This is a genomic window from Pseudobacillus wudalianchiensis (genome assembly GCF_001685015.1).
Taxonomy (GTDB): domain Bacteria; phylum Bacillota; class Bacilli; order Bacillales; family Domibacillaceae; genus Pseudobacillus; species Pseudobacillus wudalianchiensis.
This window is the reverse complement of sequence record NZ_MAYT01000030.1, coordinates 16,532-35,920: the sequence shown is the minus strand read 5'-3', so window position 1 is coordinate 35,920 and position 19,389 is coordinate 16,532. Positions and strand designations below refer to the sequence as shown.

Below are 19,389 nucleotides of genomic sequence, written 5' to 3'. Positions count from 1 at the left end.
TTCCTGCTGCCTCTCTGAAGTCCATTCAGTCTGATTTGCGGCACCGGCTCTCACCCTCCCGGCTCTCTGTTGCGCGCATCACAAGCTTACTCTTCTTCGTCATAGAGTTTACATATATATTTGAAAAACACAAAAAGCCCCCTATCGCAAAGGACGGGGAGCCGTGGTACCACCTTTATTGATTGCAGTTCGTGCAATCCACTCTAATAGCATCGAAGCTTACTGCTTGAATGCCTGTCTTTTGTAACGATAAGACGTTCGCCGCAGCCTACTGTCCAAAGGAGTTCGGTACGGAAGCTCGGAAGGCCATTCACTAAAATGTCTGCACTGATTCTCACCAACCATCAGCTCTCTGAAGCATTCATTAAAGCTACTCTTCTTCGTCAACGCTTGTTATAAGTCGTTCTTTATTTTGTTGTAATCAATCATAATCCACTATTACGTAAAAAGTCAACCCTTTGTTTGAATATTTTTAAAAGGATTTTTCCATTCCATTAACACTGCCCAGTTAAGAGATTCCTCGTCCTCCAAATAGTCTTTTTCTAAACGAACGGGCACCCGGCCGCAATTGAGTAAAAATGTGGCGACCGGATCCCTCAACTCTCCAACAGCAACCTTATCGACATACTCCTCCACGCTCATCTGGTCAGCATAACGGCAAAAACCAGGCAGGCGGCCAGCGCCAAGCAGGCGATCAAGCTTCAATTGAATAACAGTCTGATACATCGCCTGCATCATCAATTTACCGAGCCCCAGCTTACGACACTCCGGCTTCACACTAATGTCTACGACGTAAAGCGTGTTTCCATCAGACTTATGATTTCTTATAAACCCGTTATCGGTGATTTCTTCCCACGTATGAGGAGGATCATCTATTTGAAAATGAACGATCAGACAAGTCATAGACCCAACGATTTCCCCATCCAACTCTACACAAATTGCCCCTTCAGGAAAATGATTAATATGGCTTTTCAATTGTTCTTTTGACCACCATAGCTCTTCAGGAAAAGGAGGTGGAAAACACGCTTTTTGAATTTCAATCAAGCCATCAAAATCAGCTTCGGTATAATTTCTAACAACCGTTTGAACCGGGCCTCGATCATCATAAAGTTGAAACTCGCTATAGTACATAAGTCTCCCTCATTTCCAATCAGGATAAAGATCTATACGGCGATCACGCCATGTGGTCACAGAACCCTTCTGACGGACCTTTTCAAGCAACTCTAAATCAAGATCAGCTGTAATAATCATATCATCATTTATGACGCCTTCTGCTAAAATCCCCGCAGGAGGAAACGGCACGTCATTCGGTGTAATAATGGCCGCCTGCCCAAAGTTTGCCCGCATCAAATCCACCGTTGGCAGTGAACCGACTGTACCCGTTAACACTACATAGACTTGATTTTCGATAGCACGGGCATGACTCGTGTAGCGAACCCGGTAGAAGCCATGGCGGTCATCCGTACAAGACGGACAGAAGATCACATCTGCGCCTCTAGCTTTTGCCATTCTCACAATCTCAGGAAATTCGATATCATAGCATGTTAAAATAGCAATCTTTCCTTTTTCTGTGTCGAAAATTTGGAATTCATCCCCTTGTGCCATGTTCCAGCCTTCCACTTCCACAGGGGTTACATGCATCTTCGCCTGTTGGCCAACGCGGCCATCTGGATAAAACAAATGAGCCACATTTTGAATTTGTTCGCCTTTGCTGATCACGTGCGTACCGGCAATTATATGAATATTGTACTCTTGAGCGAGCTTTTTAAATAATTCCCTGTATCGATCCGTAAACTGCGGCAGATCTGTGATTTTGAGGACCTTCCCCTCTTCATCACCGATTGACATTAACTGTGTCGTAAAAAATTCCGGGAATAAAACAAATTCGGCATCAAACTCCATCGCTGCCCTTATATAATGTTCGCATTGAGCAGCAAATTCTTCAAACGATGCAATGCTATGCAAATGGTATTGAACAGCGGACACTCGCATTTTCACCAAACATTCCTCCTTTATTCTGTTTTTAAAGTAGTGCAATCCTATGAAAATAACAAGCATTTTTTTTATTAAACCGAAATTTTGGCAGTATTCTACAGCTCATTTAACACGAGCTGGTCTAACTGCACAAGAAAAAACGGATCTAGATCAAGCCTTGGCTCTCTTCAGGCCTCTATCAATCAACTCCAAATATCTTTCATTGTATTTGATATAGAGCGACCATTTTTACCATTTTTTATATTTATTTGTAGACAAACCCAAATAAAAATTATATCTTTTTACCTATAAGCGAATCAAAAAAAGGATTAAAGGGGGTGAAATCATGCTTGTACACGTGGCGAGACAGCCAATATTAAATCGCAAAGAGCAAACCGTTGCCTATGAGCTGCTATACCGCAATGAAGCAGGCGAACATCCTGGCACATACATGAATGGCGATAAAGCAACGATCGAATTGCTGGCAAACAGTTTGCTGCATATTGGTCTCGACAAACTTTCCCGAGGAAAGCAAGTATTCATTAACTTCACAGAAAATCTCCTCCTTCAAAACTTCCCAGAGTTTCTGCCTGCTGAAAACATAATTGTCGAGCTGCTAGAGGATATCGCAGCGAGTACTGAGATAGAGTCTGCCTGTCAAAAGCTGAAAGCAAAAGGCTACACAATTGCCCTCGATGACTTTCTTTTAAAAGACAGCAATAAAGACCTGATCAAGTATGCTGATATTATCAAAGTCGACTTTCTCTGCACATCAAAAGCTGAAAGAATTAACATGAAACGAGAGTTGAAGAAATTTCCTCTCGTCTGGCTTGCAGAAAAGGTAGAAACGAGAGGGCATTTTGAAGAAGCATTGAATGAAGGGTTTGATTTATTTCAAGGATTCTTTTTCGCTAAACCTACACTCGTTAGCGGCGAATCAATCCCTCAATTTTCTAATCAGCACTTTATTATTTTGCGTGAGGCATTGAATCCAGAACCTGACATCCTTAAAATAGCCAAATACATTGAAGCAGATTTGTCTCTTTCTTACAAATTGCTGAAGCTATTAAACCGGACAGCATTCATTCAAAGAAAAAAAGTAAAAACCATTCAGCAGGCCATTATACTAATCGGACTTGAAGAATTGAAAAAATGGCTGTTCTTTATCATGATAGGCTTCCCTAGTTCGACATGCCCTGAAGAAGTAGTCCGCATTTCATTAACACGAGCCAGAGCGCTAGAGCTGCTAGCTTTATCTTATTTCAAAGAAGAGCCGCCGTCATTATTTTTCTTATTAGGGATGCTTTCGATGATCGACGTTTTGATTAACAAACCAATGGATCTTCTTCTCCAGGAGCTGCCGGTAGACGAAAGAATAAAGCAAGCTCTCCTGTTCAAGGAAGGCATCCTTTTTGAACTGCTTTCTTTAATACAGGAAATAGAAAAAGGAAATTGGAAAGCAGCTGATCGAGTGAGCGGCGGAAAGCAGCTCGAACATCATGTCCTCTGGGACTGTTACCAGGAGGCACTAGAATGGGCAGATAAGATGATAAAAACAGAAACAGGCCTAGAGTAAACCTAGGCCTGTTTCCAATTTTGCCGTCCGCTTAACAAAGAAACGGCAACGAATGTAATGAGCGATAATAAAATGGGCAGAACAACAGTATGCATACCAAAAGCATTCGGATAAAAGGTGTTTAATAGAATATAGGAGACCATGCCAATCACCATAGAAGAGGCCGCCCCAGGACCATTTGCCTGCTGCCAGTAAAGGCCTAATACAACAGGCCAAATAAATACAGCCTCCAGCCCCCCAAATGAAAACAAGTTCAGCCAAATAATTAAATCAGGCGGCTGAAGAGCTACGATAAAAACAACGATACCGACAATGGTTGTCACGATAAAGCTCAGTTTTTTTACTTTCTGTTCTTCTGCTTTCTTATTGATAAAGTGTAAATATAAGTCCTTTACTACAGCACTAGAAACGAGAAGCAGCAAAGAATCTACCGTAGACATAATCGCCGCCATCGGAGCGGCCAGCACGATACCGGCCAGCCAGTCTGGCATAATGGTCATCGCCAATTCAGGCATTACCTTGTCACCGATCGTAATACCCGGAATAATGGCCCGTGCCATGACCCCAATCAAGTGCATCCCCAGCATAATCACGCCAACAACGATCGTGCCGATCACTAACGCACGGTGCATCGCCTTAGCATTCTTATAGCTCATCGCCCGTACTGCTACTTGCGGCAAACCAACGACACCGACGCCGACTAAAATCCAGAAAGAAGAAACGTAAAGCGATGTCAGGCTGCGATCATTTCCATACGGGCTTAACAGGTTAGGGTTTTCCTCCCCAAGCTTCATCATAATATTCTCCATGCCCCCGCCAGCCTTTAAAGCCGCAACGAACAAAATCACTGTACCCGCTACCATAATGAGACCTTGTACCATATCGGTAATAGCAACAGCACGGAAGCCGCCGATTACGACATAAATTAGGACAGAGGACGCAAAGATAATCAACGCCGTTGTGTACGAAAGGCCAGTGAGGGATTCAACTAATCTTGCACCGCCGATCCACTGGGCTACCATGGCCGAAAATAAAAAAATGATAATGCTAAGAGCGGCCAGGATGACGACGAGCTGATTTTTATAGCGGGCAAATAAAAAGTCGACAAGGGTGACGGCCTTATACTGCCTTGCCATAATGGCAAACTTCTTACCGAGAATCATGAGAACAAAATATCCGGTGGCTACCTGGCTCATGGCCAGCAATACCCAGGCAAGCCCATAATGATAAGCAGCACCGGGACCGCTTAAAAAGCTGGAGGCACTTCCATATGTAGCGGCCATCGTCATCGCCAAAATAAATCCGCCCAGTTCCCGGCTTCCTAAAAAATATTCTTGGATGAATGAGGACGAACTTTGTACGTGTTTTGAAGCATAAATCCCCACAAAAAAAATAAGAACAAGAAATACAATAAGCGGCCAAATCACAGACATATTCATCTTTCTTCCCCTTCCTCATCGAACGGCACTTCTTTAAAAAAGAATTTGACCGTTAGGAATACGAGAAGAATCATCACAATCAGGCCCACTACACAACTATAAAAAAACCAGGCTGGAAGCCCAAAAATAAACGTATAGTTTTCAGGCGGACCACTGCCAAGCCCGTAGGCAAAGCCATACCACCAGATAAAATTAAACACAACCAATAGGATCCCTATCCATGCCTCTTTCTTTGCTATTTTGAAGCGAGGGTCCTCCTGTACCTTTTTATTCATATGTCCCTTCCTTTCTTTTACAGGAGCTTTACAGCCTCTTTTAACATTACGATAGGAGAGCATGAGATGCAATCCCGTTTTATAAAAAAGAAAAGGATGGCGCCCTGTATGCGCCATCCTTCTATTCTAAGTCTGCAATGCTTCAATCTCATAAAAGAGGGGGTAATGAGAATGAATGTCAATTTCAATTATAACCGATTCACATTTATTGTCAACCACTTTTTATTAATTATTTGAATAGAGTGGCAAAGCGGCTATTAAGCCGTAGCTTTCTTCCTATTCGATTACTTCCCCAAGTAATAAAACGTTTTTAGGATGCAGGAGGTGTTTTCAGCCACTAGGGTAACCATTATTCTCATGAAACTAACATTAAATTTTTCTAAGCATTAATCAGCCCTGAGTAAAGCACTTCTACCTGTTAGATAGATGCAGAACCTTCCCTTTAGCTTTCCAAATAAATGAATAAGCCGAGCGTTTCCGCTCGGCTTATTGCATGTTGATTCATTGTTTAATTAGACTGCAGTATATTACTTGAGCTTGCTTTATGTATACTGGATTCGGCCTGTATGAACATCAAGCTGCTTAACATCGCAATCCGTAAACTGATCACGGAACACCGATATGATATCAGATGCTGTTCCTTTCGGTGCAAACGTTAAAATTGTTGGGCCTGCCCCGCTAATAACCGTGGCATACGCGCCTGCTTCATGAGCGAGCTTTCTCGCTTCCGGCAATTCTTTAATCAATTGCAGGCGGTAGGGCTCGTGGAATTGATCTTTTTCCATGAGCTTTCCAGCAAGCTCATAATGGCCAGCAGATAGCGCTGCAAGCAGGACATTGGCAACCGCGCTCGCTTCTACTGCTTTTTGTCTTGTGAAGCTTTCTGGCAGAACGCTTCGTGCATCACTCGTCTTGACCTCATAGGACGGGATGAGAACGACCACATCTACATCAGGAACAGGAAGCTGCACAATATCAGCTTCTTCACCGAACGAAACACCTGCGACCATGCCGCCAAACAGAGACGCTCCAATATTATCAGGGTGCCCTTCCATTTGATTGCCGATCTTTAGCTTTTCCTGATCAGACAGCTGCAAATTCGCATACCGATCTGCCAGTTCAATGCCAGCCGCAATGGCTGCTGCACTGCTGCCAAGTCCGCGGGCAAGCGGAATTTCACTATCCATTACGATGTGTAAAGGCGGTAAAGTGCCACCGTAAGCATTCGCCGTTTTCTCAGCCGCCTGATACACGAGATGCGTTTTATCATTTGGCAAACCAGCAAGCATGGGGGACTGGTGTTCAAAGTGCCATTCGGAAGCTGGTGTGATTTTCAATGTTAAATATAAATTTAAAGCAAGGCCGAGGGAATCAAACCCCGGCCCGAGGTTGGCCGTGCTGGCCGGTACTTTCATTGTTACCGGCTTACTCATGCACGAACCACTCCTTGGATAAAATCAAACACAGCCTTTTCTTCATTTGGCAGAACAACTGGCTTTTTCGCAATTTGGTCAATGGCTGTTTGCGGATCTTTCAAGCCATTTCCTGTTAAGACAGCCGCAACAGTAACACCGGCTGGAATTTCACCAGATTTGCGATGTTTAATAATACCAGCAATCGATGCACAGGAAGCCGGCTCTGCAAAAATACCCTCTTCTTTTGTAATCAATTCAAAGGCTGCAAGGATTTCCTCGTCTGTTACGAGGTCGATTTTACCGCCAGACTCTTCTCTTGCGGCAACTGCTTTATCCCAGCTTGCCGGATTACCGATACGGATCGCCGTAGCTACTGTTTCCGGCTGCTCGATCACCATGTTTTTCACGATCGCTGCGGCTCCTTCCGCTTCAAAACCGTGCATTTTTGGAAGGCCTGTGCCGAATTTTTCGTTATATTCTTTAAACCCTTTCCAGTAAGCCGTAATGTTACCGGCATTTCCTACAGGAATCGCTAAAACGTCCGGTGCTTTGCCAAGCTGATCACAAATTTCAAAAGCAGCTGTCTTTTGGCCTTCAATCCGGTATGGGTTGACTGAGTTAACGAGTGTAATCGGTGAATGCTCGCTAATATTGCGGACCATTTTGAGCGCATCATCGAAGTTTCCTTCGATTGAAACGATTTCAGCACCATACATCATCGCCTGAGCTAGTTTTCCCATTGCGATTTTGCCTTCAGGAATAACGATGATGGCACGCATTCCCGCACGAGCTGCATAAGCAGCCGCTGCAGCTGATGTGTTGCCGGTAGAAGCACAGATTACCGTGTTGCTGCCTTCTTCTTTCGCTTTCGCTACCGCCATGACCATACCACGGTCTTTAAAGGAACCAGTCGGGTTTGTGCCTTCTGTTTTGACATGAAGATCAATATCAAGCTTTTTAGATAAATTATGGAGTGGAATCAGCGGAGTGTTTCCTTCCATTAAAGATAACTCCGGAGTGTTCTCTGTTACCGGTAAAAACTCTCTATATTGTTTGATTAAGCCTTCCCATTTCATCTTGTTGCTCCCTCTCCTTCAACCCGGTAGAAGCTTTCTACTCCTTTTACGACATCCAGGTCTTTTACTTGTGATAATACATTTTGATAGTTTTCCATTGATGCTTTATGAGTAACGATCACAATCTCTGCTAGCCCCTCTTCTTCAAGCGGCAGCTGAAGAATTTTTTCAAAGCTGATCGAATGGTTAGAAAATAATTTTGTCAGTTCAGAAAAAGCACCGACTTCATCACGAACGTGCAAACGGATAAAGTATTTAGCAAAGCGCTCATTTGCTTCTTTCAATTGACGATCAAATTGCGGCGCCAATACACTGCGGCCATTTACGCCGAGGCGCATGTTTTTCACAACAGCGAGCACATCACTCACAATAGAAGTAGCTGTCGGCAAGCTGCCTGCTCCCGGACCATAGAACATCGTTTCCCCAACAGCTTCCCCATAAACATAAACAGCGTTATATTCATCGTTAACAGAAGCGAGCGGATGATTATTTTCTAAGAATGTCGGTTGAACACTTACTTCCGCACGATCATTTTCTTGGTCAGCATAGCCAATTAGCTTCATTGTGTAACCGAGCATATTGCCATATTTTAAATCGTCTTTTGTTACGCTTGAAATACCGCTCACTGACACATCATCAAGCTCAATATCCATCGAGAACGCAAGACGAGCAAGAATGGCCATTTTACGTGCCGCATCCAAACCTTCTACGTCAGACGTCGGATCGGCTTCTGCAAAGCCTAAATCTTGGGCATCTTTCAAAGCTGTTTCATAAGAAAGGCCTTCTTTCGTCATCTTCGTTAAAATATAATTTGTTGTGCCGTTCACAATCCCCATCATCTTTTGAATTTTATCAGAAGCCAGGCCATCCGCCAATCCTTTAATGATTGGGATACCGCCAGCTACACTTGCTTCATAGAATAAATCGCAGCCGTTTTCTACAGCGATTTTTTGCAATTCCGAACCATGAAGAGCGATTAAATCTTTGTTAGCCGTTACTACTTGTTTTTTCAGATTCAAGGCATCGATTATGTACTGGCGTGTTTCCTCGATCCCGCCTATTACTTCAACAATTACATCGATTTCTGAATCATTGATAACATCATACGGATCTGTAGTGAGGATGCTGCTATCGAGTTCGACATCACGGACTTTGTCCGGATTCTTCACTAGTACTTTTTTAATTGATACCGGGCACCCTACTTGGTGAACGAGCTGTTCCTGATGATTTTGAATCATCTTCACAACTCCTGTTCCGACTGTGCCTAACCCTAATAAACCTACTTTAATGTTGTCTCTCACAATTCCTCACTCCCGTGTTCTTTTCTAGTGTACATTTGTTCTTATATAGTAGACATTATATATGCTTCCCTTTCTTATTACAACCTATTATGCTAGCAAAATAAAATTCTTTTCGCTTTTCTAAATTTTATAAAAAATCTCTTCATCTTTCAATAACAAAAACAATCCGTTCAATATGAGGGCGGCTCTATTTGTTTTTTAATTTGTTTTATCTTCCTCTCTCACCACTGGATCAACTATTTTAATAATTGATTAAAAAAATCTTTCTACTCTCATAAATTATTTATCGCTAAAATAATGTTATAATGGAATTATATACATAATATGGAGGATACATATGAAAAAGTTAATAGTTATTTTAGCACTGGCAGTAATGATGCTTAGTTTTTATCATCCTGCCGCTTCAACTGCGGCAAGTTCTTCCCAAAAGGCTGTAGTTAACACAGCTTCATTGAGCGTTCGCGAGAAGCCAAGTCCAAAAGCAAAAGCAATCGGCACACTAAAAAAAGGGCAAGCTGTTTCTATTCTCAGTATAAAACCAGGCGGCTGGGCAGAGATCTCCTTTAATAAAAAGTCTGCTTACGTCCCTGCTGCCCTCTTGAAAGTCAATAACGAGCCAGATTCCGATAATTCGTCGCAGCGCCATTTTGCTGAAAAACAAGGAGCTGTCTTTGTAGTAATCGACTCTTCTTCAACAAAAACACCCGGTATTTATAAAACGGACAGCAAATTAAAAAAGGCCTCTATCATTCGAGCAGGAAACTATTCAAATATCCGTATACAAAATGATGCCATCTATGTGTTTAACGAAAACCTTTCTAAGCTTCAAAAATATTCGTTAAAAGGAAGCTTGCTATATACTTATTCAGCGGTGAGCACATCACAGTATACGATCAATGGCAGCAACATTTACTACTACACTGAAAAAGGTTTTTTCAGTGTTAATGTAAACGGAAAGGGAACAAAGTTTTTATACAAACCAGCAGGATGGGTACAAGAGTTTACTGTCCACAATGGCTGGATTTATTTTGTGTATGATGTGTATGAAGGAAATAGCGATGAAGAGGATGCAGATTTTGAAGTAAATGAATTCTTTTCTAAAATAGAAACAAGTGGAGGGAAATCAGAAAAACTATTACTAACAGGAATCAATAATATCGATACTATTACGGTAAAGTATAATACGATTTACTGTGTTATTCATTGGGATGATAAAATTAATGGAAGAAACTTATATCAAATGAACTTAAACGGGAAGGAAATCAAGAAAGTCTCTTCCGTGAACTTGTCCAATTTCTATATTGGCTCCCTCTATATTTATTATAACGAGAATAATTTTGCTTCTAAACAAAGTATTTATCAAATGACCTTTGACGGGAAAAATCATAAAAAAATGACTACGCTGCCAGGAAGAATGAATGGTAATTTTGAATATCAAAATGGAGCATTGTACATGACCTATTGGAACGGTGTTGACATACGTGATCAACAGCAGTTATATCGGTTATCCATTCAATAACTCTGTAACAGCAGAAACCGCGCTTTAAGCTCAAATAGAATCTTAAAGCGCGGTTTTTCTTACTATCTTGGATTTTATTCTTCTCAAGAATGTAACACCCTGCAAAAAGCAAATACTAGTGTTACTCTAACGGATTCTCCCCATACTCCCTCCATAATAGCGGGAACTTCCTGCGCAGCCCTTCTACGTCATCTTCCTCCCAGTCAAACTCCATTTCTGGCTCGGTGCCATCGTCTTTTGCTAATTGATCGTATACCTTGAAATAGGCCTCATCATCGAGCCCTGTTTTTTCCTCATACGCCTGGCTTGCTACATACAGCAGTTCTTCTAATTGGGGGATTTCTTCTTGCTCTTCTAGGATTTTAAAATAAGGAAGAAGGGTTTCAGGATTTTCAATGGCCGCTTCATACAGCTCCTTTCCAAGATAAAGCAGCCAGGCTCTGAAATAATCAAAGCAATCGTCTGAGCATCCTCCCATCACAATATAAGCAGCCGCCCACAAATCGGACGTATAGGACTTGTGGTAATGCTGATTGAAAATAGAATCAAACATGACAATATCTTTTATCGACTTTTTCGATAACTGTGCGACCAGCCACTCCATTTGCTCGTCTGCCTCTTCTCCCTTTTCCTTGCACTTCTCCAATAACGCCCAAAACTGTTCTTCTGTCATCGAGCTTTCTTTTATGACATGATAGGATGACTGGGCCCATACATAACCTTTCTTTAATTTTGATTGAATAAGCTTTTGTGCTTCTTTCTGGCATACCTCTTCTGAGTCAAACTCTTTTACTTTCACTGAGCCGATCGTACCCACTTTCCCATAAGTCACTGTAAATGAATGTCCCGCCACATAAATTTTCCAAAATTTGTTGGATGAGCCCTGGTTATATGTAAGTAATGTTTTCAATAGTCCCCCACTCCCTCTAGCTAAATGATTGAGTTTTATAGAATCAGAACATTATCCTGCTACCTCTATAATGGCATATAAAATGTTCATAAGCACACAACTAATCGTCTGTATAAGTTCTAGCTAATGTTTCTTCCCTTTATTCTGCAACAGCACTTTTATAATGACGCTAACCCCTAGTGCAATAATCGTTCCTCCTAAAACGAGAGCGGCCATTAGCCCTACCCCCATCCTTTTATGTAATTCAGGCTATAAAATATAGTTCCAATACTTGATAAAATGAGGATTACCCCAAGCACCATATCATAATGTTTTTTAGGAAATAGGAAATTCAGCAGCCAAAAGGCCAATCCGATAAAAAAAGAAAGCATTAAACAATTAGTGATTACTAGCCAAATCTCATTCACGCTCCTACCCCCTCCCCCGCTCGTAAAGCCCTTTCAACGGTTATCTCGGTTTCATCGTAAAAGATTCTTCCTGATCCTCGTCCCATTTAATTGTCACCGGAATAGGATCACTTTCCCGAGTCAGGCCGCTGCCTGAACCGGCAATAGAAATAACGATGGTGGCTCCTTTAAAGAAATCTTCTTGTCTTACCGTTTCACCGTTATGAATCATAATCGTTAAGTTCTTAAAAGAGGTGTCTCTTGCGGCGTGTTTGTAAGTAAATCGATATTCTCCGTGTTCATTTGTGTCGCTCTTAACAGCTGAATACTCTCCTTTCCAACTGTCGCTTTCCCCAGAAAAACCAATCATGTCACTACTACAGCCTGCAGTCAGCGTTAACATAAACAGTATGAAAGCCGAGAGAAGTTTTTGCATAGGGTCTCCTTCTTTTTTTATTTCTGCTTAGTCGTCCCGTTGTCGATTTCAACATTTGCACTCAGATTCCTAGAAGGTTTCAATCCTATGTGATTGAATAGGATATATTCCTTTTTTCTATGATTGAGCTGATCGGTTAAGACAGATGAAATATCATCACTCATCTAAGATCCATATTTTTACATATATATCATACGTTCATTATAATCTTTTCTATTTAAATAAAAAACCTTGCTTTTTACAAGGCAAGGCTTCAATTCGTTCATATAGAGAACATTAACAAAGAAGAGGAGCAGCATGCGCTTCTCTTTAGAGATGCTTGATTGTTTTATTGGTTTTTACGGTTAAATGAGGGAGCAGAGAATTTTAAAAAGAGGGAGCTAAGCGGAGGCTGTTTGTAGCCCAAGTCTATTAATAAAGATAATTAACTTTCTTTTCTATAAAAGACCTATTCGCAAACGAAGAAATAAGAGTCTAATTACACATCAATAAGAGCTGGAACTCTTTCTGATTTCTATTCATATTGTTATGCAAACAAAATGATAGGAAGCAAAGAGCTTCAGCTCACTCCCTATAATTATAATAGTCAAATCTGAAATGCACCGCCTATCTCTTCTCTTAGCTAATCCCCTAAGCAAATGATCGGCAGCCTGTAAATCGATCATTCCTCTTCCTCATATTTGATTCTATATATTTTCGCCATTGCCTGCACCCGGTCCGTTACATTTAGTTTCCTATAGATATTAGTAATATGGTTTTTAACTGTGTGTACGCTAATAGTTAAATAATCGGACACTTCGTGGTTGTTAAGACCCTCTAACACTAAATGAAGAATTTCCTTTTCACGAGCTGTTAAATTTAGGCTCATAATAACTCCCTTGATATCCTTTATTTTTTCGATTGCTTTTGATTCGAACTCTTTCTTCGGACTTGTGATGTTGTTCGTACCTTCACCCTTTTTCCCCTTATATTCTGGATACAGTTGAAAAAAAAGGCTTGCAATCGTTGGATTCATGTGATCAGATTCTTTTTCTACATCCTCGTTTCGTAACGCCGCGAAGACAAGCAGAAGAATTTGTGACTCAGCTCGTCTCAAAGCTGGCTTTTGTTCTGCAGTTGTATAATTAAGATATTCCTCCACAATCACTAGTTCGTCGGTTCCTTGAAAGTTATCTATGAGAAAAGCATGGCTGTAAGGAATCATTTTGCACGCTCTTAGTAAAACCCCAATATTTTCTTCCTTTATTTTCAAGCTGTGTGCTAATTTCTTTGTCATGTCAACTGCAGCCATTGTTAACTCGTATTTTTGAGTATTAAGCTCCTTCATGCTTCCATGCAAAAGCTCAAGACGGCTAATATAGGCTGGAGTTGCGATACTTTGTTCATCTAAAAACTTTTTGTAAATTAGACTGGCGGCTTCCGCTGTAATATTGAGCATATCTTTCATGAAATCAGGGATGCTCATACCATCAGTGTCAATCGTCAATAGCCCGTATACCTTTCCATGCACTGTAAAAGGCTTGCTGATATGCTCTTCTGATTCTATCAATTCTTCCTTTATGCTTGTATTAAGGGCAGCATCGGCTATTTCTTTATGCTGTTCATATACTTTTTCACTCGGCAATCCCCTTGAAAAGTACTCCTTGCTCTCTAATGTAAAACAAATTGGATGATCTTCAGAAATAGATTGAAAAAAGTCTAGAATTTTATAAATAACATTTTTAAAATCTTTCGTATAAAAGCATATTTCTAGAAAATCAACTAAGGAACTGTAGAGAGAACAGGTTCTTGATGCTTGAACAAGCCCTTCCTTCGTCTGTTTTCTTTCTTGCAGATAGTTTACAAGAAACGAAATAAGCTGCAGCAATTCTTGATCGACCATTTTCTCCTTCGCTGTGCCAATAAATAGGAGCGCCCCTATCGTGTCATTTTTCTTAATCGGGTAACAGTATAGATGGTTCGGGAAAATTCCGTGGGCGTTAAGAATCTTTGCCCTGTTCGTGTGTCTTATGTGATTCCAATGGACATCCCGTTCAGAAGCGACCGCATGTCCTAAAGCCCCTTCTCCAATATGAAAAAACTTGCCTTTAAGGCTTTCCGTGTTCTTTCCTTCGATTAAGTCAATTTCATATACATCATTTTCATTTTTCCTAGCGTAGCCGAAGAAGTCCAGTTCATTTGTTTGCATTAATAATCTAGAAATCCTTGCCATGTATTGATCCACATGTTTTTCACCTGCATCATATACAGTATAAAATATTTCATTAATTTTTTGGCTAATGGTTTTTAGATGTGTTTGTCTTTCTAAAACTGCAATCATTTCTACCAGACGATCCATGTATAACAAGCTCTTTTCCTGAGCTTTCGCATGAATAAATGGCAAATGCCAGGCATCTCTTTCTGCTTCCTCCACAACTTCTGGGTTTTGGAAAGGGCCGGCAAGAAGAAATAAAGAATAATCTCCGATTTCAAAAACCGGAGATAGAAAATAACAAAAGGAAGAGTATTGATCGCTGTTAGGAGTAAAAATGGTTGTTTTCTCAATTTTTTCGGCAACTCGTTTAAGGTCTTCAAAAAAAGCGATGGCCTCTGCTTCTGGAAGTCTCTCCTCATCCAGTTCGGTACTAAATAACTTTTTTCCTTCTAACTCATACACAGCAATCGGTGCGTTAATCATATAGGAATTCAGGTTGACAATATTTTCAAACAATATCTTAAAGTAGTTCATAGAGCCTCCACCCACAAATCTTTTTCTACTAGTAGTATCGGCTATGTTCTGTTAATTTTTTTAGTAAAATAATCCTAAAAATATTAATAACGCGTTCACTACTAGCTTTTATTTGCGTGATCTACTAATTATTTCGGCAAGTTTCGTCCATTCTGGTAGTTTCTGTTCAAATATTTCGGGTGGAACAGGCTGGCTAAAGAAGTATCCTTGGACGGTGTGACACTCAGCTTCTCTCAAACAATTAATTTGATTAATAGTTTCGGCACCCTCGGCGATAATGCCAACGTTTAAAGCACGGCTAAGATCAATAATCGCTTTGATGATCAGTTGATCTCTCTTATCCTGTTCAATGTCTTTTACAAAAGCACGATCAATCTTGATTGTTTGAATAGGAAACCGCTTTAGATAGGAAAGAGATGAATATCCTGTACCGAAGTCATCAATGGATACCCCTACACCAATTTCATTTAGCCGGTTTAACATTTCTAAAGCACGACCTTCCTCGTTTAAAAGCATACTTTCTGTAATCTCTAGCTTTAAATGAGCTGCATTCATACCAGATAGATTTAAAGCTTTTTTTACCGAACTTACGAGCGTATCTTCTTCAAATTGTTTTGGAGACAGATTTACAGACATATGAAACGGTGCTGAATATTTAGAAGCCCATGATTTTTGCTGATGACAAGCTGTGTTTAACACCCATTCCCCTACTGGCTTGATCAGACCTATGTCTTCTAATAATGGAATAAACTTCACAGGCGGGATGTACCCATGCACTGGATGCTTCCACCTCATGAGTGCTTCCGCTCCAACTATTTCTCCTGTCACCATATTTACTTGCGGCTGATAATAAAGGCTAAACTGTTCTTTTTCGAGCGCATGATAAAGATCCTGCTCCAAGCTTAGTCTACTTGAAAAGGAAGATTCCGATTCTTTACGAAAAAAGCAGACATGGCTTCTCCCCTCTGTCTTAGCCGTGTAGAGCGCTTTTTCTACTCTCTTTAATAATGTTTCAGCATCGCGTCCGTCCGCTGGATACTTCGCAATGCCAATCCCTACAGTAAGATAGATTTCTTTTCCATTAATAATCCATGGCTGATCAAAGATAGCTTGAATGTTTTGAATAAATAGTGTTGGATCTTCACAATTTTTACTTAATACAACGAATTTATCTCCATTTAGACGGGCAACCATATTCTCTTTATGTGGATTTTCATTTAATTTATCCGCAAGCTGCTGTAAAATTCTATCTCCCGTATTATATCCGAAAGAATCATTTATCAGTTGAAAGCGATCACAGTCAATACAAAATAAAACAAGGGGCTGGTTTGTATCTCGCTCAATCTCCCCTTCAATAGCTGTAATTAAGGAAGAGCGGTTGGGAAGACCAGTTAAAGTATCGTACATGACCGTATGTTTTAGCTCTTTTTCTTTGTTGTAATAATCAATAACTAAGGAAGCGATCCTAACGAGCTTCATGCTGTTTTGTTGCTCGCCTGCCATTAATCCTTTTACGTTTTCACAAAAAACTAGGATAATCCCCTGTATCTCCCTGAACCTTACAGATACAAGCGGAAAAAGAAGACAACCGTTGATCTGAAATTCTTGAAGAAACGCCCGGTAGTCGTCAGGTATATAGTCTAAAATTCGCGGAATGATTAGCGGTTCATTTTTTTTGAACAGCCTTCATTGCTTCAGAATGGTGTGTAGACAACAAGAAACCAGTAACCCGGTTAAAGTTATACGACAAATGGGGACTGGCTCCAAGCTGAAACTGTTGTTTCACTTCATCGTACAAAAAAACGGAACAAACCCCTCCATCGATTTGCCTTTCAATGGCTTTTGCTAGTTGAGAAAGAATAACTGATAAAGGAGCCTGATCAGCCACTGCACTCCAAACTTTCTGTTGATCCTCCAGAAATTCTATATCATTCTTTTCCTTTGAAATATCATGACAAATGAGCTCATAGCCGTTTTGACCATTTTTTATGACTATTCCTCTAAACCAGCGATAGGTTTCTTCTTTTAAATACAATCTGAACTCAGGCAAAAAGAAAGCTGGCTCCTTCATATCGTTCTTCAACCGACTAAAAAAAGATCCGCTTTTGTCTGCTATCAGCTCATTTGCATGCTTATTCCGTAAGTTAGAGGCTGCGTTGAGTGTCATTCTTTCATCATGAGCCTTTACCTCTTTTACAAACCCGTATCGATCAAGTGACAATGTTAAAGATGGAGACATAAGCACCTCTTCTCTTCTCCTATCATTCGCTTTTATAGCATTGTCCTGGGCCAGTCCCTTGTATTGATTGGCTTTTATTTTGGGTATTCCACACTCACCTTTTCTTTTCATTGCTTTTGCCTCCCTGCCGAGTTTCTCTATGTCCAGATTAAAAAATTTCTACCTTTACGAGGGAAATATCATCAGGCTCTACCGGATTCTTTCTTTGTAAAAGAACCTGTTGGACATATTCTTCGCATCCAAGCTGTTTATTCGCTAAAAAACTCTCCTCTATTTCTGTTATAGATTGATTCATTGAGGAGTTATTATTTGAGCAGGCAGACAGCCCATCCGTAAACAAGATGATCCTTGCAGGATGCTCATAGCTAAGCATGGACGTCTTAAACTCTGTATTACGCAAAAACCCTAAGGGGGGGCTGGAAGAGACAAGCCGTATACATTGGTGTTTCTGTATTAAAATACCAGGAGGATGTCCAGCATTGATATAGTATATTTCTTTATTCTCCACATCCACCACCGTGTAAAGCGCAGAGAAAAAATGGAGGGAGGCACTGCGTTCATTAAATAACGTATATACATGTTCGTTAAGTTCTTTCATAATTAAATCTGGGGCTTGAAGTCTCTTAATCAATTGTTCTACAACTGAACGAATGGACATGGATATTAAAGCTGCAGACACACCGTGGCCCATCACATCCAGAATCAATATACCAAAACGACTCTCATCTAACTGATACCAGACATACATGTCTCCCCCTATATTATGAGCAGGTACATAGTGACCAGAGATTGCCAAAGATTCTGTCATTAACGTTTGACAAAGAACACTTTGCTGAACAAGTGCAGCTACATGGAGCTCCTTTTCTCTCTGCCATTCAAGCTCTTTCTTCTCTGTTATGTCTTTGGCTGCCACACATAATCCAACCAGCTCTTTGTCTACTACAACAGGAATACTTCTATATTCTATATAAACAGGAGCACCTTGTTTGTCCTTTATTGTTTCATACCCTTCCAGCGTATTTCCTGCTAATGCTTCGCGAAAAAGATCCGCCGTCAAACTAGATTGTTCATCATATAAAATAGTATTAAAATGCTGTCCTTTTATTTTAGAACTTGCCAACTCTTCCATTTTTATATTCAAATCAACAATAAATCCATGCTTATCAAGCATACAAGCTATATGTGGAGAACAATCAAAAAGTAGTTTATAGCGCTGTGCCGATATGCTCATCTCCTCAGAATTAAAAGTAGCTCTGCCAACGCCTGCCGCAAACTCCAAATCCCTCTTCATATTTACCGTTAACTTCTTAAAAGTAACGTCCATCTCCCCATTTCGTCATTTTTTGATTAGCGAGCATCATTAAAATATGGCCGTTTAGTGTTGTTCAAAGTAGTCTATGGCCTCTTCCGCTGTAGAAAAAATTTTCATGAAGGTATCAAATTTCACTACTTCAAAAATTTCATTCATCGGAGACTGAATACCCGTAATAACTAATTCTTTCTCTGCTTCCTTTGCTTTTATTGCTATATCGGCAATAATACCGAGCGCAGAGCTATTTAAGTATGTCACATGTTCTAAATTTAAAATTAAATGGAGGCTTGGGTGATTAAGCAAACGCTGCATAGTTGTTCTAAATAGGTCACTGTTTTTAATGGTTATTTCAGACTTTATGTCTAAAATAGTAACTCGGCTCCTCTGATAGATCTGCATAACTATTCACCTTTCCATTTATTCATATATAATTCAACACAATTTTTTCTTCTTCTAATTTCAACTTTATCCATGAGATGGACCATTAAGGCAATTCCGCGGCCCCGTAAACCGGTATTTACATCTGCTTGTTCAATCAGAGGAAATGATGCTTTGCCTTTTTGTCTCACGGTAATTTCGATCAAAGAAGGCGTGGCACTCCATTTAATCAGAAAATAAGACATGCCTTTCGCTCGACAATATTCATACGAATTAGTGCAGGCTTCCTCTGTTGCCAGCCTCATCTTGATCACATCATGGATAGAAAACTCTTGCTCGTTCGCTAGTTCTTCTGTTACAGTCATTGCGCTAAAAATATCTTCTTTCGTTTTAATCCGTTTACTAATGAATTTCACTATCATCCA

General features: G+C 40.4%; 18 protein-coding genes and 2 other annotated features (1 of these 20 running past the window's edge). Of the genes, 2 read left to right on the top strand and 16 right to left on the bottom strand.

Features of this window, described 5'->3' with window-relative positions:
* Positions 1-112 (bottom strand) — a binding site (T-box leader); it reaches 117 nt to the left of the window's first position.
* 34 nt (positions 113-146) lie between these two features.
* Positions 147-396: a binding site (T-box leader), on the bottom strand.
* 54 nt (positions 397-450) lie between these two features.
* Both A8F95_RS18330 and A8F95_RS18325 read right to left on the bottom strand, forming a co-directional pair.
* The gene (locus A8F95_RS18330; RefSeq protein WP_065411866.1) at positions 451-1,131 is read right to left on the bottom strand and encodes a GNAT family N-acetyltransferase; all 681 of its coding nucleotides are present in this window, start codon (positions 1,129-1,131) and stop codon (positions 451-453) included.
* 9 nt (positions 1,132-1,140) lie between these two features.
* Positions 1,141-1,998 carry a carbon-nitrogen hydrolase family protein gene (locus tag A8F95_RS18325; RefSeq protein ID WP_065411865.1) on the bottom strand — a complete coding sequence of 286 codons (858 nt, stop codon included), beginning with the start codon at positions 1,996-1,998 and terminating at the stop codon, positions 1,141-1,143.
* A 322-nt stretch (positions 1,999-2,320) separates the two neighbouring features.
* Here A8F95_RS18325 and A8F95_RS18320 point away from each other — a divergent pair, with 322 nt between their 5' ends.
* Complete coding sequence (locus A8F95_RS18320) at positions 2,321-3,550, top strand: EAL and HDOD domain-containing protein (protein ID WP_065411864.1); 1,230 nt, start codon at positions 2,321-2,323, stop codon at positions 3,548-3,550.
* Between the two features lie 2 nt (positions 3,551-3,552).
* Here the strand turns inward: A8F95_RS18320 and panF are convergent, their stop codons facing one another.
* From panF to A8F95_RS18295, 5 genes are all read right to left on the bottom strand, one after another.
* Positions 3,553-4,989, bottom strand: coding sequence for a sodium/pantothenate symporter (gene panF, locus A8F95_RS18315; protein ID WP_065411863.1), 1,437 nt, complete (start codon positions 4,987-4,989; stop codon positions 3,553-3,555).
* Positions 4,986-5,264: a YhdT family protein gene (locus A8F95_RS18310; protein WP_049661969.1), complete on the bottom strand. Its 279-nt coding sequence runs from the start codon at positions 5,262-5,264 to the stop codon at positions 4,986-4,988. Before A8F95_RS18310 ends, panF begins: the two co-directional genes overlap by 4 nt.
* 542 nt (positions 5,265-5,806) lie before the next feature.
* Entirely contained in the window at positions 5,807-6,697 is an 891-nt protein-coding gene (thrB, locus tag A8F95_RS18305) for a homoserine kinase (protein WP_065411862.1), read from the bottom strand.
* Positions 6,694-7,755: a threonine synthase gene (gene thrC / locus A8F95_RS18300; RefSeq protein WP_049661967.1), complete on the bottom strand. Its 1,062-nt coding sequence runs from the start codon at positions 7,753-7,755 to the stop codon at positions 6,694-6,696. Before thrC ends, thrB begins: the two co-directional genes overlap by 4 nt.
* On the bottom strand, positions 7,752-9,056 hold the full coding sequence (locus A8F95_RS18295) for a homoserine dehydrogenase (protein WP_065411861.1): 1,305 nt from the start codon (positions 9,054-9,056) through the stop codon (positions 7,752-7,754). Before A8F95_RS18295 ends, thrC begins: the two co-directional genes overlap by 4 nt.
* Positions 9,057-9,393: 337 nt before the next feature.
* On the opposite strand from A8F95_RS18295, the gene A8F95_RS18290 reads away from it, so the two are divergent.
* Entirely contained in the window at positions 9,394-10,575 is a 1,182-nt protein-coding gene (locus A8F95_RS18290) for a DUF5050 domain-containing protein (protein WP_065411860.1), read from the top strand.
* A gap of 121 nt (positions 10,576-10,696) precedes the next feature.
* Here A8F95_RS18290 and A8F95_RS18285 read toward each other — a convergent pair whose 3' ends face one another.
* From A8F95_RS18285 to A8F95_RS18245, 9 genes are all read right to left on the bottom strand, one after another.
* On the bottom strand, positions 10,697-11,485 hold the full coding sequence (locus A8F95_RS18285) for a DUF4240 domain-containing protein (protein ID WP_065411859.1): 789 nt from the start codon (positions 11,483-11,485) through the stop codon (positions 10,697-10,699).
* A 221-nt stretch (positions 11,486-11,706) separates the two neighbouring features.
* Positions 11,707-11,892 (bottom strand): hypothetical protein, encoded by a 186-nt coding sequence (locus tag A8F95_RS18280; protein ID WP_065411858.1) that lies wholly within the window; start codon positions 11,890-11,892, stop codon positions 11,707-11,709.
* 40 nt (positions 11,893-11,932) lie between these two features.
* Positions 11,933-12,307, bottom strand: coding sequence for a hypothetical protein (locus A8F95_RS18275; protein WP_065411857.1), 375 nt, complete (start codon positions 12,305-12,307; stop codon positions 11,933-11,935).
* A gap of 661 nt (positions 12,308-12,968) precedes the next feature.
* Entirely contained in the window at positions 12,969-15,035 is a 2,067-nt protein-coding gene (locus tag A8F95_RS22855) for a response regulator transcription factor (RefSeq protein ID WP_065411856.1), read from the bottom strand.
* A gap of 108 nt (positions 15,036-15,143) precedes the next feature.
* Positions 15,144-16,538 (bottom strand): putative bifunctional diguanylate cyclase/phosphodiesterase, encoded by a 1,395-nt coding sequence (locus A8F95_RS18265; protein ID WP_065411855.1) that lies wholly within the window; start codon positions 16,536-16,538, stop codon positions 15,144-15,146.
* A 163-nt stretch (positions 16,539-16,701) separates the two neighbouring features.
* Positions 16,702-17,385 (bottom strand): hypothetical protein, encoded by a 684-nt coding sequence (locus A8F95_RS18260; protein ID WP_065411854.1) that lies wholly within the window; start codon positions 17,383-17,385, stop codon positions 16,702-16,704.
* Positions 17,386-17,422: 37 nt separating this feature from the next.
* On the bottom strand, positions 17,423-18,565 hold the full coding sequence (locus A8F95_RS18255) for a SpoIIE family protein phosphatase (protein WP_065411853.1): 1,143 nt from the start codon (positions 18,563-18,565) through the stop codon (positions 17,423-17,425).
* An 84-nt stretch (positions 18,566-18,649) separates the two neighbouring features.
* Entirely contained in the window at positions 18,650-18,985 is a 336-nt protein-coding gene (locus A8F95_RS18250; RefSeq protein WP_065411852.1) for an STAS domain-containing protein, read from the bottom strand.
* A gap of 2 nt (positions 18,986-18,987) precedes the next feature.
* Complete coding sequence (locus A8F95_RS18245; RefSeq protein WP_176713751.1) at positions 18,988-19,380, bottom strand: ATP-binding protein; 393 nt, start codon at positions 19,378-19,380, stop codon at positions 18,988-18,990.
* Between the last annotated feature and the right edge of the window lie 9 nt (positions 19,381-19,389).

What these genes read in the sequence shown, in the direction of transcription:
- A8F95_RS18330 (WP_065411866.1), bottom strand. Translation starts at nt 1,131, where the DNA reads ATGTACTATAGCGAGTTTCAACTTTATGATGATCGAGGCCCGGTTCAA.
- A8F95_RS18320 (WP_065411864.1), top strand. Translation starts at nt 2,321, where the DNA reads ATGCTTGTACACGTGGCGAGACAGCCAATATTAAATCGCAAAGAGCAA.
- panF (WP_065411863.1), bottom strand. Translation starts at nt 4,989, where the DNA reads ATGAATATGTCTGTGATTTGGCCGCTTATTGTATTTCTTGTTCTTATT.
- A8F95_RS18310 (WP_049661969.1), bottom strand. Translation starts at nt 5,264, where the DNA reads ATGAATAAAAAGGTACAGGAGGACCCTCGCTTCAAAATAGCAAAGAAA.
- thrB (WP_065411862.1), bottom strand. Translation starts at nt 6,697, where the DNA reads ATGAGTAAGCCGGTAACAATGAAAGTACCGGCCAGCACGGCCAACCTC.
- thrC (WP_049661967.1), bottom strand. Translation starts at nt 7,755, where the DNA reads ATGAAATGGGAAGGCTTAATCAAACAATATAGAGAGTTTTTACCGGTA.
- A8F95_RS18290 (WP_065411860.1), top strand. Translation starts at nt 9,394, where the DNA reads ATGAAAAAGTTAATAGTTATTTTAGCACTGGCAGTAATGATGCTTAGT.
- A8F95_RS18275 (WP_065411857.1), bottom strand. Translation starts at nt 12,307, where the DNA reads ATGCAAAAACTTCTCTCGGCTTTCATACTGTTTATGTTAACGCTGACT.
- A8F95_RS22855 (WP_065411856.1), bottom strand. Translation starts at nt 15,035, where the DNA reads ATGAACTACTTTAAGATATTGTTTGAAAATATTGTCAACCTGAATTCC.
- A8F95_RS18265 (WP_065411855.1), bottom strand. Translation starts at nt 16,538, where the DNA reads ATGGCAGGCGAGCAACAAAACAGCATGAAGCTCGTTAGGATCGCTTCC.
- A8F95_RS18260 (WP_065411854.1), bottom strand. Translation starts at nt 17,385, where the DNA reads ATGAAAAGAAAAGGTGAGTGTGGAATACCCAAAATAAAAGCCAATCAA.
- A8F95_RS18255 (WP_065411853.1), bottom strand. Translation starts at nt 18,565, where the DNA reads ATGAAGAGGGATTTGGAGTTTGCGGCAGGCGTTGGCAGAGCTACTTTT.
- A8F95_RS18250 (WP_065411852.1), bottom strand. Translation starts at nt 18,985, where the DNA reads ATGCAGATCTATCAGAGGAGCCGAGTTACTATTTTAGACATAAAGTCT.